Raw genomic sequence first — 13828 nt, forward strand, 5'->3', positions numbered from 1 at the left:
TAATAGCCGATAAAGCACGGAGCTTATGACCAGCAGCACAATGGCCGGCAGTGCCCAACTGGACACCTCTCACTCCCCTGCTCAGTTGCGGGTTACGGGTGACTGGACGCTTGCCCATTACGCCAATCTCAAGCACCTGAGCGAAACGCTCCACGGCCAATACGACGACAGCACTCACATCGACCTTAATGGCCTCGGCGCGCTCGATACCGCCGGCGCGTCGCTGCTGGTGGAGTTGCTCGGATCCGAGCGTCTGGGCCGATCCGCCGAACATCCCGATTGCACACTGTCCTCTGCCGACCGTGCCTTGTTGCAGACCGTCTATTGCTCGCTGACCGACTTCTGCGTGCCGATCAAGGAACCGCAAACCAGCGTCGGCATTCAACTGCTGACCCGCATCGGCCGCGCGGTCGACACGGTCTGGCAGGACACCCTGCAACTGCTGGGTTTCGTCGGCCTGATCCTGGAAACCATCGCCCGCGGTCTGTTTCGCCCCAAACGCTGGCGCATTACGCCGATGGTGGCGCACATCGAACAGACCGGCCTCGACGCCGCGCCCATCGTCGCCCTGCTGACCTTTTTGGTGGGCGCCGTGGTGGCGTTTCTCGGCGCGACGGTGCTGGCGAGTTTCGGCGCGAGTATTTTCACCGTGGACCTGGTGGCGTTCTCCTTCCTGCGCGAATTCGGTGTATTGCTGACTGCGATCTTGATGGCCGGCCGCACCGCCAGTGCGTTCACCGCGCAGATCGGCTCGATGAAAGCCAACGAAGAAATCGACGCTATTCGCACCTTGGGCCTCGACCCAATGGAGTTGCTGGTGGTGCCGCGAGTGTTGGCCCTGCTGGTCGCGCTGCCGATGCTGACCTTTCTGGCGATGCTCTCGGGGATTGTCGGCGGCGGTGTGGTTTGCGCGGTGTCGCTGGATATTTCGCCCGCGATGTTCCTGTCGCTGCTGCAATCGGACATCGGCGTTCAGCACTTCCTGGTCGGGATCGTCAAAGCGCCGATTTTCGCTTTTTTGATCGCCGCCATCGGCTGTCTTGAAGGCTTCAAAGTCAGCGGCAGCGCCGAGTCCGTCGGCGCGCACACCACGTCGAGCGTGGTGCAATCGATTTTCGTGGTGATCGTGCTCGACGCCGTGGCCGCGCTGTTTTTCATGGAGATGGGCTGGTGAGTCGTCTACCCCGAGCACCTTCCGAGGCGGTGATCGAAGTCCGCGGCTTGTGCAATCGCTTCGGCCGCCAGAGCGTGCATGAGAACCTCGACCTGGAGTTGTTCAAGGGCGAAATCCTCGCCGTGGTCGGCGGTTCCGGCAGCGGCAAATCAGTGCTGCTGCGCAGTATCGTCGGCTTGCGCCAGCCCAGCGAAGGGGTGGTGAAGGTCTTCGGTAAAAACCTGCCGACGCTGTCCGAACACGAGCGCTCGAAGGTCGAACGGCGCTTCGGCGTGCTGTTCCAGAAAGGCGCCCTGTTCTCTTCGCTGACGGTCACCGAGAACGTCGCCCTGCCCCTGATCGAGCATGCCGGTTTGAGCCGAGAGGACGCCGAACACCTGGCGGCGGTGAAACTGGCGTTGGCCGGGCTGCCGCTGTCGGCGGCCGACAAGTACCCCGCTTCACTGTCCGGCGGCATGATTAAGCGTGCGGCACTGGCCCGGGCGTTGGCGCTGGACCCGGACATCCTGTTTCTCGACGAACCCACCGCCGGCCTCGATCCGATTGGTGCGGCCGCGTTCGATCAATTAATTCTGACCCTGCGCGATGCGTTGGGCCTGAGTGTGTTTCTGGTCACCCACGACCTCGATACGCTCTACACCATCACCGACCGGGTGGCGGTGCTGGCGCAGAAGAAAGTGCTGGTGGCGGACGCCATCGACAAGGTGTCGGAAGCCGACGATGCGTGGATTCACGAATACTTCCATGGCCCTCGCGGCCGCGCGGCGCTGGCCGCCGCTCAACAGCTTAAGGAGGTCTGACATGGAAACCCGAGCCCATCATGTATTGATCGGCCTGTTCACCGTGATTGTGGTGGCGGGCGCCCTGCTCTTCGGTCTGTGGCTGGCCAAGTCCAGCGTCGACACCGAGTTCAAGGATTACGAAATCGTCTTCAACGAGGCCGTTAGCGGCCTGTCCAAGGGCAGCGCCGTGCAGTACAGCGGGATCATGGTCGGCGACGTGGTGACCCTGCGGCTGGACCCGAAAGACCCACGCCGGGTATTGGCGCGAATTCGCCTGGGCGGCGATACCCCGATCAAGGAAGACACCCAGGCTAAACTGGCGCTGACCGGGATCACCGGGACCTCGATCATCCAGCTCAGCGGCGGTACTCCGCAGAGTCCGACGCTCAAGGGCAAGGACGGTAATTTACCGACGATCATTGCCTCGCCCTCACCCATCGCTCGCTTGCTGAATGACAGCGGCGACCTGGTGGCCGGTGTGAACATGCTGATGCACAACGCCAATCAGGTGTTTTCTTCGGAGAACGCCGAGCGCATCCGCAAGACAATTGAGCATCTGGAGCAAACCACCGGCACCATCGCCGACCAACGCGGTGATATTCGCCAGGCCATGCAACAACTGAGCGCCATCGGTAAGCAGGCCACGGCCACCCTGGAACAGACCGCCGCGCTGATGCGCAATGCCAACGGCTTGCTCAACGATCAGGGCAAGCAGATGTTCGGCAGCGCCGAGCAGGCGATGAAATCGCTGGAACAGAGCAGCGCGACCATCAACACGTTGCTCACGACCCATCAGGATTCGCTCAACAGCGGCATGCAAGGCCTCAATGGCCTGGCCCCGGCGGTGCGTGAGCTGCGCGATACCCTGACATCGTTGCGGGCTATTTCCCAGCGCCTGGAAGCCAACCCCAGCGGTTACTTGCTGGGCAATGACAAGAACAAGGAGTTCACGCCATGAAGCTGACTCACCTCGCCCTCCTCGTCAGCTTCATTGGGGTCAGCGCCTGCTCGATCCTGCCCACGTCCGAGCCGTCCGATGTCTATCGGTTGCCTTCGGCCCAGAGCAGCGTATCGGCCAGCCACGGGTCGTCACAACGCTGGTCGCTGCGCCTGGCCAAGCCACAGGCCAGCGAGGCCTTGAACAGCCCGAAGATCGCCGTGATCCCTCAGGGTGATCTGATCAGCAGCTACAAGGCCTCGCGCTGGAGCGACCCGGCACCGGTGTTGCTGCGCAATCGCCTGTTGGACGGTTTCCAGCGTGATGGTCGGGTTTCATTGCTGAGCACCGACGACAGCAATTTCCAGGCAGATCTGGAGCTGGGTGGCAGTCTGCAGGCGTTCCAGACCGAGTACCAAGGCACGGCTGCAAGCGTGGTGGTGCGTCTGGATGCATTGCTGGTGCGCGGTTATGACCAGCGACTCCTCGCCAGCCGACGCTTTGAAGTGCGCCAGCCATTGAGCGATGTGAAGGTGCCGGCGGTGGTGACCGGGTTTGGCCAGGCCAGTGATCAACTGACGGCGCAGGTGGTGGCTTGGGCGGTTGAGCAAGGTCAGAAAGTTGCCCCGCCACAAAGGCCTTGAATACTTGCACACTTCCCACAGGGGTTCTTCGTTAACCAAAGAACCAGTAGCAAACCCCAATCGCGCCCAACACCCCGGCCAATTCGGCCAGCAACGCACACCCTACCGCATGCCGCGCCCGCTGGATCCCCACCGCGCCGAAGTACACCGCCAATACATAGAAGGTCGTTTCGGTACTGCCCTGAATCGTCGCCGCCACGAGCGCCGGGAAGCTGTCCACGCCAGACGTTTTCATGGTTTCGATCAGCATCGCCCGGGCGGCGCTGCCGGAGAACGGCTTGACCATGGCGGTCGGCAGCGCATCGACGAAGCGCGTGTCCCACCCCGCCCATTCCACCAGATGCCTAATTCCGTCCAGGCCAAAGTCCAGCGCTCCGGACGCCCGCAGCACGCCGACGGCACACAGCATCGCGACCAGATACGGCAGCAGGTTCTTGGCCACGTCGAAGCCCTCTTTGGCGCCTTCGACGAATGCTTCGTAGACCTTCACTTTACGTAACGCGCCGATCACCAGAAACAGCATGATCAACCCGAACAGCGTCAGGTTGCCGAGGATCGATGACAGGCCGGCCAGAGCGGTCGCCGAGAGCGTCGCCAGCAGCGCCATGAAGCCACCGAGGGCCAGGGCACCGGGAATCAAGTACGCGAGCACCACCGGGTCCCACAGGCGCAGACGCTGCATGAACGCCACCGACAGCAGGCCAACCAATGTCGAGCAACTGGTAGCGAGCAGGATGGGCAGGAACACCAAGGTCGGATCGGGCGCACCTTGCTGGGCGCGGTACATGAAGATCGTCACCGGCAGCAGGGTCAGGGAGGAGGCGTTGAGCACCAGGAACAGGATCTGCGCATTGCTGGCGATGGTGTCGCTGGGGTTGAGTTCTTGCAGCGACTTCATGGCTTTAAGGCCGATCGGCGTAGCGGCGTTGTCCAGGCCCAGACCATTCGCGGCAAAGTTCAGCGTGATCAGGCCGATGGCCGGGTGACCCGCCGGGACTTCGGGCATCAGGCGCAGAAACAATGGGCCGAGCGCCTTGGCCAGCCACTCGACGATCCCGGCCTTCTCGGCAATCCGCAGGAAGCCCAGCCAGAGGGTGAGGGTGCCGAACAGCAGGACCATCACCTCGACCGACAATTTGGCCATGGCGAAAATGCTTTCCACCATCGCCGCGAAGACCCCGGCGTTACCGCCGATCAGCCATTGCGCCAGTGCCGAAACGGCAGCCACGATGAAAAAGCTTAGCCACAGGCCATTGAGCATCAGTTAAATCCCCCGAAGAATGCGGCGAATGATAGCGGGGTCGCCAGAAACGACAAACCCCGGATTTCTCCGGGGTTGTATTGGCTCCTGTAGGAGCAAAGCTTGCTCGCGATCCAGGCGACGCGGTCTATCAGTTACACCGCGTTATCGTTCTTCGCTAAGCCATGCTCCTACAGGGATCTGCGTCAGTTGCTGGTGACTTCATCGGCCGGCAACTTTTCCTTGCTGCGCCAGTGCGGCAGGGAGTTCCAGTAGCGTTGGCCCTTGGCATCGTCGTACATGCCTTCCCAGCGGGAGATGACCAATACGGCCAAGGCATTGCCGATCACGTTCAGCGCGGTTCGCGCCATGTCCATGATGCGGTCGACACCCGCGATAAACGCCAGGCCTTCGAGTGGAATGCCGACGCTGCCCAGGGTGGCCAGCAACACCACAAAGGACACGCCCGGTACGCCGGCGATGCCTTTGGAGGTGACCATCAGGGTCAGCACCAGCAGCAATTGCTGACTGATGGACAGGTCGATGCCGTAGAGCTGGGCAATGAAGATTGCCGCAATGCTCTGGTACAGGGTCGAACCATCAAGGTTGAACGAGTAGCCGGTCGGGACCACGAAGCTGCAAATGGCTTTCGGCGCGCCGTAGGCTTCCATCTTCTCGATAACGCGCGGCAGCACGGTTTCGGAACTGGCGGTGGAGTAGGCCAGCACCAGCTCATCCTTGAAGATGCGCATCAGCTTGATCACCGAGAAGCCGAACAGGCGAGCGATCAGGCCCAGCACCACGAAGGCAAAGAAGGCGATGGCGAAGTAAACCAGGATCACCAGTTTGGCCAGCGGCAGCAGGGAGGCGAAACCGAAGTTGGCCACCGTCACCGCGATCAATGCGAAAACACCGATCGGGGCGTAGTTCATGATCATGTGGGTGACTTTGAACATGCTTTCCGACACGCCCTGGAACATCTTCACCAGCGGCTCGCGCAGGTCCGATTGCAGGCTCGACAGACCGAGGCCGAACAGTACGGAGAAGAAGATGATTGGCAGCATCTCTCCGCGGGCCATGGCCGCGAAGATGTTCGACGGGATCAGGTTGAGGAGGGTTTCGATGAACGCGTGTTCATGCTGAACCTCGGCGGCAGTGGCCTGGTACTTGGAAATATCCACGGTACCCAGGGTGCTCATGTCGATGCCGGTGCCCGGATGGAACACGTTGGCCAACACCAGACCGACCAAGATGGCGATGGTGGTGACGATCTCGAAGTAAAGGATGGTCTTGAGGCCGATACGCCCGAGCTTCTTCGCGTCACCAACGCCTGCAATACCGACGATCAACGAAGAGATCACGATCGGGATCACAATCATCTTGATCAGACGGATAAAGATATCGCCTGCTGGTTGCAGAACGTTGCTGACCCACCAGGCTTTTTCGGCACTGAAATGGTTGAGCAGCGCACCGATTGCAATCCCCAATACCAGACCGATGAGGATCTGCCAGGCGAGGCTAAGCTTTGCCTTCTTCATATCTTTACCCTTACTTGCGTTTGACTCAGGCAGATGCAAAAAGACTGGAACGCTTGTGGCGAAAAAGTCTTGTGCGTCTACCCCCGTATAAGGTGCCCCAGAACGCTTGTTATCGGCTCTCTGGCAGGCGAAAAAAGGCGCAACTATTCAGATGCAAGGACGCAACGTCTAATGCTGTAAACGCCTACCCTATGCCGAATCGGCATGAGCTTTTTTAACTGAAACTCGCGTCCCAACCGGTTCGAATACGACATTTCGGCAGTCATAAGTGCCGTGAACCGGCCATCACAGAGGAGGTAGGTTGTTTTTTAAGCGAGGGGGTTCGGGCAAAAAATTGGGAAAAAGCCTACGTTTAAACGCGAAACTTCTCTGTTTTTTAAGCGCAGCTTTCTCGATATACGGTCACAAAAGAAACGCCGCGAAATTGTTTTGCGAAGGATTGACAGAGGTGGAGCGGGGATGCGAGCAGAACGCTCTAGGACAACGGTTTGCACTGAGGAAGCTCTTCGCAAGTCCGTCTAGTCATGAGTGACCAGCGAACTTGCGTCGCAGCTTTTGCCTGACCCGGCCCTTGCGCAGGCACTCCCTGTACCCGTAGGTCACTCCGCCCCTGAAACAGGCAGAACGTCCCGACCCCTTGGTCATGCGTCTACCTTCTTCGGGTAGCGCAGTTGGAAAGAGGCCATCCTGCTTCTTTCATGTTACGAATTCAGTACCCGTGTGGATCTTTCTTGAGTTGTTCCATCAACAGCTCCTGCTTGCCCTGATCCGCCTTCTGCACCCACGCACCAGCTTATTGACCCGCGCCTGGCCGTCATTGGCCGCCATCGCCACGGCACAACCGCCCAGAAGCCGGGCGGCTGCCAGTGTCTTTAACGAAACGCTCATATTCAGCCTCGACCGCGACGGCCAAAGAAGAAGGAAGCAATAAACATCACCAGGAACACGACAAAGAGAATCTTGGCGATACCCGTGGCGGTGCCCGCGATACCACCGAAGCCCAATACCCCAGCGATGATGGCAATGATCAAGAACGTGATTGCCCAGCTCAACATGGTGATTCTCCTTACGCTTTTATTTAGAGAGGTGACTTGTGGTGCTTTTCCCGGCGCATCGAACGCGCCAAGTTCGTGTGTTTAGAACACCCAACGTTCCTGACGAGTCATCTCATCCACAGGCTGAGCCTGGTCGACGTCCATCATTCGCATCGGGGCGCTGTCAGCCTGGTTATTGCTGGCCGCACTGAAATGGGTTTGGGTCGGAGGCTGAATCGAGAGGCGTGGCACTTCTTGCTGCTGGCTTTGCTCCCAACGCTGAAACTGCTGGCCGCCGATCAAGGTAATTAATAGCGCCAGGACAGCAAACAGACCTTGCTGGATATGCAGTGGCGAGAAGCGCAATTGGGCGGCACGTTGGCGACTCATCCTGAAGCTCCTCCCACACGGTGGTGATCTTGTTGGGGCGACGTTTAGATGCCCTGGTTGAGCAAACTATTGCAGCCTGCATGCCAGCTTTTCATGATAATAAAATCGAATAAAATCAGATAGTTATGAATGATGTTGAATTCGGATCGGACGCATCCTGCACGATGGTCCTTTTGAGGTCGTGCGTAATGCACGATAGATTCGTAGGAGATATCAATATTTTTGAATTGCGAGGAGAGCATGGATGTCACAAGGGGACACCGGCAACTGACTGCGAACCGGCTATCTGATAAAAAAACAACAAAATCAGGCGATTAGCCGTAGGGTGAGGAGAGAGCTACGCTGCTGTAGCTGGAATCGACCAGAATCAACCATGCAACTTGCCCGATTTTTCCGGGACTAACTAAGATCATTCATTAAGGAGCGTAGGAAAATGGAATCTGCCACTGAGAGTCAAGGCCGCATTCTGCTGGTGGACGATGAGTCCGCCATCCTGCGTACATTCCGCTATTGCCTCGAAGATGAAGGCTACAGCGTCGCTACTGCCAACAGCGCCGCCCAGGCTGATGCACTGCTTCAGCGCCAGGTCTTCGACCTGTGCTTTCTAGACCTGCGCCTGGGTGAAGACAATGGCCTCGATGTACTGGCCCAAATGCGTATTCAGGCACCCTGGATGAGGGTGGTGATCGTCACCGCTCATTCGGCTGTGGACACTGCCGTGGATGCCATACAGGCCGGTGCCGCCGACTATCTGGTCAAACCTTGCAGCCCCGACCAATTGCGTCTGGCCACCGCCAAGCAGTTGGAAGTACGGCAACTGTCGGCACGTCTGGAAGCCCTTGAAGGCGAAGTGCGCAAACCCAAGGATGGCCTGGACTCACACAGCCCGGCGATGAAGGTAGTGCTCGAGACTGCCCGCCAAGTGGCCAGCACCGATGCCAATATTTTGATTCTCGGCGAGTCCGGCACCGGTAAAGGCGAACTGTCCCAAGCCATTCACGGCTGGAGCAAGCGTGCGAAGAAATCCTGCGTCACGATCAACTGCCCGTCCCTGACCGCCGAACTCATGGAAAGCGAGCTCTTCGGCCATAGCCGTGGCGCGTTCACCGGTGCCAGCGAAAGCACCTTGGGGCGAGTCAATCAGGCCGATGGCGGGACGTTGTTTCTTGACGAGATCGGCGATTTTCCCCTGACGTTGCAACCAAAATTGCTGCGTTTTATCCAGGACAAAGAGTACGAGCGCGTGGGCGATCCGGTGACCCGCCGCGCCGATGTGCGAATCCTCGCCGCCACTAACCTCAACCTCGAAGACATGGTGCGCGACGGCCGTTTTCGTGAAGACCTGCTCTACCGCCTGAACGTCATCACCTTGCACCTGCCGCCTCTTCGTGAGCGCAGGGAAGATATTCTGAATCTGGCCGATCGTTTTCTGGCCCGTTTCGTCAAGGAGTACGCGCGTCCGGCTCGTGGCTTCAGCGACGAAGCCCGCGAAGCGCTGCTCGGCTACCGCTGGCCGGGGAACATTCGGGAGCTGCGCAACGTTGTGGAGCGGGCAAGCATTATTTGTCCACAGGAGCGGGTCGAGATCAGCCACCTGGGCATGGCCGAAACCCCGATCAACAATGCACCACGCATCGGCGCTGCGCTGAGTCTGGATGAGTTGGAAAAAGCCCACATCGGAGCGGTCCTTGCCACCGCAGACACACTGGACCAGGCCGCCAAGACCCTGGGTATCGATGCCTCGACGTTGTATCGCAAACGCAAGCAGTACAACTTGTGAGCTGTCTGCGATGAAACTGGCGATGAAGTTGCGCACCCGGTTATTTCTGAGTATTTCTGCACTGATCACCGTGGCGCTGCTTGGACTGTTGCTTGGGCTGGTCAGCGTGATGCAGATGGCGGGCACCCAGGAAGCGCTGATTCGCAATAGTTTCGACACCCTCGACCTGGGGCTGAAACTGCGTCAGACCCTCGGCGATCAACTGATCATCATGCTCAGCGAAAAGCCAGATCCTGCGGCGTTTGAGGCGTCCAGGCAGCATTATGTTCAGTTGCTTGATGACGGCATTGCCCATACCCGGACGGGGTATGAGCTCCAGTACGGCTTCGAGCAGGCCAAGGCTGACTACCAGAGCTTTCTGCAAGCGTACGACTCGTCACGTGACTCGACGCACGTGTTGAGTGGCAACGAAGTACTCACAGAAAAATTCAATGCGCTGCGCAATGGTTTGATCGCCGAGCACAAGCGTGCGCTGGATAACATCAGTGCCACCGAACGGCAGGCTCGGGAAAGGGCGCTGCTGGTTGCCGGCCTGCTCGGGCTGGTGGGGCTGGCGGTGCTGATCATCGGCTTCATCACCGCCCACGCTATCGCTCGACGTTTTGGTGCACCGATCGAGGCCCTGGTCCAAGCGGCAGACAACATCGGCCAAGGCAATTTCGAAGTGACGCTGCCGATTTCCTCGGCAGTGGAAATGAACCAGCTGACCAAGCGCTTCGGGATCATGGCCGAGGCCTTGCGCGAGCATCAGGCCACCAATGTCCATGAGCTGCTCGCAGGCCAGCAACGTTTGCAGGCGGTGCTCGACAGCATCGACGATGGGTTGCTGATGATTGACCGCAATGGTCGTTTGGAACACCTCAACCCCGTGGCGCAGCGTCAGTTGGGTTGGGACACTGATCGTCTCGGTCAGGGTCTGGGTACGGCGCTTGAGCGCCCCGAACTCGATGATCAGCTGCAACTGGTGCTACGCGGCGGCACCTTGGAGCGGGCACCGGAAGACCTGAGTGTCGAGGTCGACGGTGAGTCGCGATTGCTGACCTTTAGCCTGACGCCGGTCAGCCACACACAGGGCCATATTCTCGGCGCCGTCATGGTGCTGCATGACGTTACCGAACAGCGTGCATTTGAACGCGTGCGCAGCGAATTCGTGCTGCGCGCCTCCCATGAATTGCGAACACCGGTCACCGGGATGCACATGGCGTTCGGCCTGTTCCGCGAGCGCGCGCACTTTGCCGAGGACTCGCGTGAAGCTGATCTGCTGGACACTGTGAACGAAGAGATGCAGCGCTTGATGCAGTTGATCAACGACCTGCTGAACTTCTCCCGCTATCAAAACGGATTACAGAAACTCACGTTGGCGCCGTGCGCCATCGAGGAGTTGCTGGACCAGGCCCGAGAACGTTTTGCCGGCCCTGCAGAAGAGAAGCGCATCGACCTGTCGGTGGAGGTGCAAGGGCCATTACCGCGGTTGCAGGCTGATCAGCCACAGCTGGACCGGGTGCTCGATAACCTGATCGACAACGCGTTGCGCCACACCGCCCCCGGCGGGCAAATACGTTTGCAGGCTCGACGCCATGGCGAGCGAGTCATTATCAGCGTCGAGGATAACGGCGAAGGCATTGCCTACGGCCAGCAGGGGCGGATTTTCGAACCCTTTGTACAGGTGGGTCGCAAAAAGGGCGGTGCCGGGCTAGGTCTGGCACTGTGCAAGGAAATCGTGCAGTTGCACGGCGGACGGATGGGTGTTTATTCGCGGCCAGGGCAGGGCACCCAGTTCTATATGGCGCTGTCGGTATAAGCCGCAGCAGCTCAGGCTTCGTCATCGAGACGTCGAGCGGCCAATCGGCGGCCACGGGTAATCAGCTCGATGAACTGCACCGCGCTTAACGCATGAGCGAAGAGCCAGCCCTGACCGAACTTCACGCCTTCACTGCTCAGAAACGCCGCCTGGGATTCATGTTCGATGCCTTCGGCAATGACTTTGAGTTGCAGGGCCTGGGCCATGTGAATGATGTGCGGTGCGACACCGCTACTCGCAGCGTCATGACCCAGCGCATCGATAAACGCCTTATCGATTTTCAGGCAGTCGACTGGCAGGGTTTGCAGATAGGCGAGGCTGCAATAGCCGGTGCCAAAGTCATCAATCAGCACCTGATGCCCCACATCCCGCAAGGCTTGCAGGTTTTCCCGAGCGACGACGACATCGATCAATCCCCGCTCGGTGACTTCAAAGGCAATTTGCTTGGCTGCGACGCGGTGCAAGGTCAGCAAGCGCGCCATCACCTGGCCAATACGCGGCACCATGACGTCGCAGGCCGCCAGATTGACCGAAATGTACAATTGTGGATTGGCCCGCAACAATTGACCCAGTTGCTCAAGCAGGCGCTGCAGGACGAAGTCGGTCATCTGGCGGATCTGACCGGTATTCTCTGCCATCGGAATGAACAGGTCGGGGCTGGTGAGGGTGCCGTCCGGCCTTCGCCAGCGCAACAAGGCTTCTGCTCCGACACAATTGCGACTGTCGAGGTCGAAGATCGGTTGGTACAACACCTGCAACTCGCCTCGCCGTATGGCGCCACTCAGTTCGGCGTCCAGCGACTGTCGCTGGCGCACCAACAGAAGCACCAGAAAGCCCACACACACCGCCAGCACCAGGCTGGCCGGTAGCAGCCACCACCAAACCGCAGGCACATTCATGCCGGTGCGCGGGCTGATCAGCACCAATTGGTATTCGGGATTGTTGGTTGGCATGCGGTAAATCAAGTGGGACTGCGTGACCTGTAGCGCGTCGCCGCTTTTCGGGGGCCAGGGTTCGGTCGGTGGCCAGACCTGTGAGAAACCCAGCACCGGAATCGCGCGCGTGCCGTGGTCGAGTACCACCAGCAGGCTGCTTCCCGGTAACAAGTCGACCATGTCAGTCAGATGCCCGCGAGACGTCGCAACACGAAAATTACCGCGTCCAAGCATCAGCGCGGCACGGTTTTCATCGGGTTCGGTAGTGGTGTTCAGCCAGTAACTGTAGGTCGGGCCTCTTATGTCCGGAGGCCTTATCATTGACAGCCCTTCCTGGCGGGGGCGGTTGGAGCAGATTCGCGAGGCATCCATATAGGCAGCTTCATAAACGAAGCGGTAGTTGAAGCTGACCTGCTGCAAGGTCGCGATCATTTCGTCATCGCAGCCTCGTAACGGCTGGGCTTCCAGGTCGTCGAGGCTTTCACGCAACTGCCCGAAAAGTTGCTCCAGGCGAGCAAGGAAGCGCTCGCCCTGGGCATTCATCTCTTCGCTTTCGCTCTTCTCGACTTGATGCATGGCCATGAACAGGCTGCCGGCCATCAGGAGTGTCGCGCTCAAGGCAGCAGCCAGTATCGCCAAAAACCAAGGGCGATAGAACCAACTACGTAATGTCTCTCGAGCAGCAGGCATAGGGTATATCCGAAGAATTACCAATGAGTTATAGCTGCTGGTTGGAAAAAAGCCCTGACCGTCGGGCGGGCGTCATTATTTTGTCTGATTCAAGACTTCTAGAAGCGCCGCGGTTTGCGCATCCGGTGTGCCATCGAAACGAGACGGTCGGAAATGCATCTGAAAGGCCGCAATCACATGACGCGTCGCCACATCCAGTTCGCCGGTTTGCGGCGTGGGATAACCCAGACGGGCCAGTTGTGCCTGAAACCAACTGATGGTTGGCGGCTGTAATTCGAACTGTGCTTGCTGGCGCGTTACGGCCTGCTCGTTTGGCCAGATACCCAGGCCTTCGGCAGCCAGACGCTTCCAAGGGAACAGCGGCCCCGGATCGAGCTTGCGCAGTGGGGCGATGTCGCTATGACCGATGATGCTGCGGGGATTGATGGTGTAACGCTTACTAATGTCCTTGAGCAGGACGATCAGGGACTGGACCTGGTCTTCGCTGTAGGGGTACCAAAGGCGCCCGGTAGGGGTGTCTTTAAAACCCGGGTTGACGATTTCAATGCCAATGGAGCTGGAGTTCAGCCAGGTCCGGCCTTGCCATTCGCTTTCCCCGGCGTGCCAGGCTCGGAGGTTTTCATCCATCAGCTTGTAGAGGGTGGCGCCCTTGTCGTCGCCAATCAGATAGTGGCTGCTGACGTCGCCATGGGTCAGTAGTTGCAGCGAGCGCTCCAGTGACGCGGAGGTGTAATGCACCACCACGAACTGAATGCGGCTGTCGTGATTGGCTGAAGGGTAACGTGTGTCGAACCGGGGGCCGCTGGCACAACCGACCAACAGAATCAGCGACACGATGAGGGCTAGGTATTTCATGGCAGAAGGCAACACACGCAAGTCAGTA

The 13828-nt window shown here is 59.1% G+C and carries 12 protein-coding genes and 1 pseudogene; 6 read left to right on the forward strand and 7 right to left on the reverse strand.

The genetic code is table 11. The features are described from left to right. The first annotated feature begins 25 nt into the window (after window positions 1–25). From ACYZTR_RS01225 to ACYZTR_RS01240, 4 genes are read left to right on the forward strand one after another with little or no spacing between them, the layout of a single operon-like run. Window positions 26–1174 carry an ABC transporter permease gene (locus tag ACYZTR_RS01225; RefSeq protein ID WP_461975787.1) on the forward strand — a complete coding sequence of 383 codons (1149 nt, stop codon included), beginning with the start codon at window positions 26–28 and terminating at the stop codon, window positions 1172–1174. Continuing rightward, window positions 1171–1974, forward strand: a complete 804-nt coding sequence (locus ACYZTR_RS01230) for an ABC transporter ATP-binding protein (RefSeq protein WP_461975789.1) — start codon at window positions 1171–1173, stop codon at window positions 1972–1974. The genes ACYZTR_RS01225 and ACYZTR_RS01230 overlap by 4 nt, the downstream gene beginning before the upstream one ends. A 1-nt stretch (window position 1975) precedes the next feature. Beyond that, entirely contained in the window at window positions 1976–2914 is a 939-nt protein-coding gene (locus tag ACYZTR_RS01235) for an MlaD family protein (protein ID WP_461975791.1), read from the forward strand. Beyond that, on the forward strand, window positions 2911–3537 hold the full coding sequence (locus tag ACYZTR_RS01240; protein ID WP_461975793.1) for an ABC-type transport auxiliary lipoprotein family protein: 627 nt from the start codon (window positions 2911–2913) through the stop codon (window positions 3535–3537). The genes ACYZTR_RS01235 and ACYZTR_RS01240 overlap by 4 nt, the downstream gene beginning before the upstream one ends. A 31-nt stretch (window positions 3538–3568) precedes the next feature. On the opposite strand, the gene ACYZTR_RS01245 is transcribed toward ACYZTR_RS01240, so the two are convergent. The 5 genes and pseudogenes from ACYZTR_RS01245 to ACYZTR_RS01265 form a co-directional block, all read right to left on the reverse strand. Beyond that, window positions 3569–4798, reverse strand: a complete 1230-nt coding sequence (locus ACYZTR_RS01245; protein WP_461975795.1) for a nucleoside recognition domain-containing protein — start codon at window positions 4796–4798, stop codon at window positions 3569–3571. A gap of 185 nt (window positions 4799–4983) precedes the next feature. Beyond that, window positions 4984–6315 carry a glutamate/aspartate:proton symporter GltP gene (gene gltP / locus ACYZTR_RS01250; RefSeq protein WP_461975797.1) on the reverse strand — a complete coding sequence of 444 codons (1332 nt, stop codon included), beginning with the start codon at window positions 6313–6315 and terminating at the stop codon, window positions 4984–4986. A gap of 786 nt (window positions 6316–7101) precedes the next feature. Continuing rightward, window positions 7102–7203 (reverse strand): annotated as a pseudogene (locus ACYZTR_RS01255) (inhibitor of vertebrate lysozyme family protein); the annotation flags it as partial. A 2-nt stretch (window positions 7204–7205) separates the two neighbouring features. Next, window positions 7206–7370 carry a DUF1328 domain-containing protein gene (locus tag ACYZTR_RS01260; protein WP_282379648.1) on the reverse strand — a complete coding sequence of 55 codons (165 nt, stop codon included), beginning with the start codon at window positions 7368–7370 and terminating at the stop codon, window positions 7206–7208. Window positions 7371–7451: 81 nt separating this feature from the next. Further along, window positions 7452–7739 carry a hypothetical protein gene (locus tag ACYZTR_RS01265; RefSeq protein ID WP_461975799.1) on the reverse strand — a complete coding sequence of 96 codons (288 nt, stop codon included), beginning with the start codon at window positions 7737–7739 and terminating at the stop codon, window positions 7452–7454. 433 nt (window positions 7740–8172) lie between these two features. Here ACYZTR_RS01265 and algB point away from each other — a divergent pair, with 433 nt between their 5' ends. Then, window positions 8173–9519, forward strand: coding sequence for a sigma-54-dependent response regulator transcription factor AlgB (gene algB / locus ACYZTR_RS01270; RefSeq protein WP_461975801.1), 1347 nt, complete (start codon window positions 8173–8175; stop codon window positions 9517–9519). Window positions 9520–9529: 10 nt separating this feature from the next. Next, a complete protein-coding gene (locus tag ACYZTR_RS01275; protein ID WP_461975803.1) occupies window positions 9530–11320 on the forward strand; it encodes a KinB sensor domain-containing domain in 1791 nt (596 codons plus the stop codon). Window positions 11321–11331: 11 nt separating this feature from the next. On the opposite strand, the gene ACYZTR_RS01280 is transcribed toward ACYZTR_RS01275, so the two are convergent. Both ACYZTR_RS01280 and ACYZTR_RS01285 read right to left on the reverse strand, forming a co-directional pair. Continuing rightward, complete coding sequence (locus ACYZTR_RS01280) at window positions 11332–12945, reverse strand: EAL domain-containing protein (RefSeq protein ID WP_461975805.1); 1614 nt, start codon at window positions 12943–12945, stop codon at window positions 11332–11334. Window positions 12946–13020: 75 nt separating this feature from the next. Then, window positions 13021–13800 (reverse strand): N-acetylmuramoyl-L-alanine amidase, encoded by a 780-nt coding sequence (locus tag ACYZTR_RS01285; RefSeq protein WP_461975807.1) that lies wholly within the window; start codon window positions 13798–13800, stop codon window positions 13021–13023. Between the last annotated feature and the right edge of the window lie 28 nt (window positions 13801–13828).

It is taken from the genome of Pseudomonas sp. Hz4 (assembly GCF_054898165.1).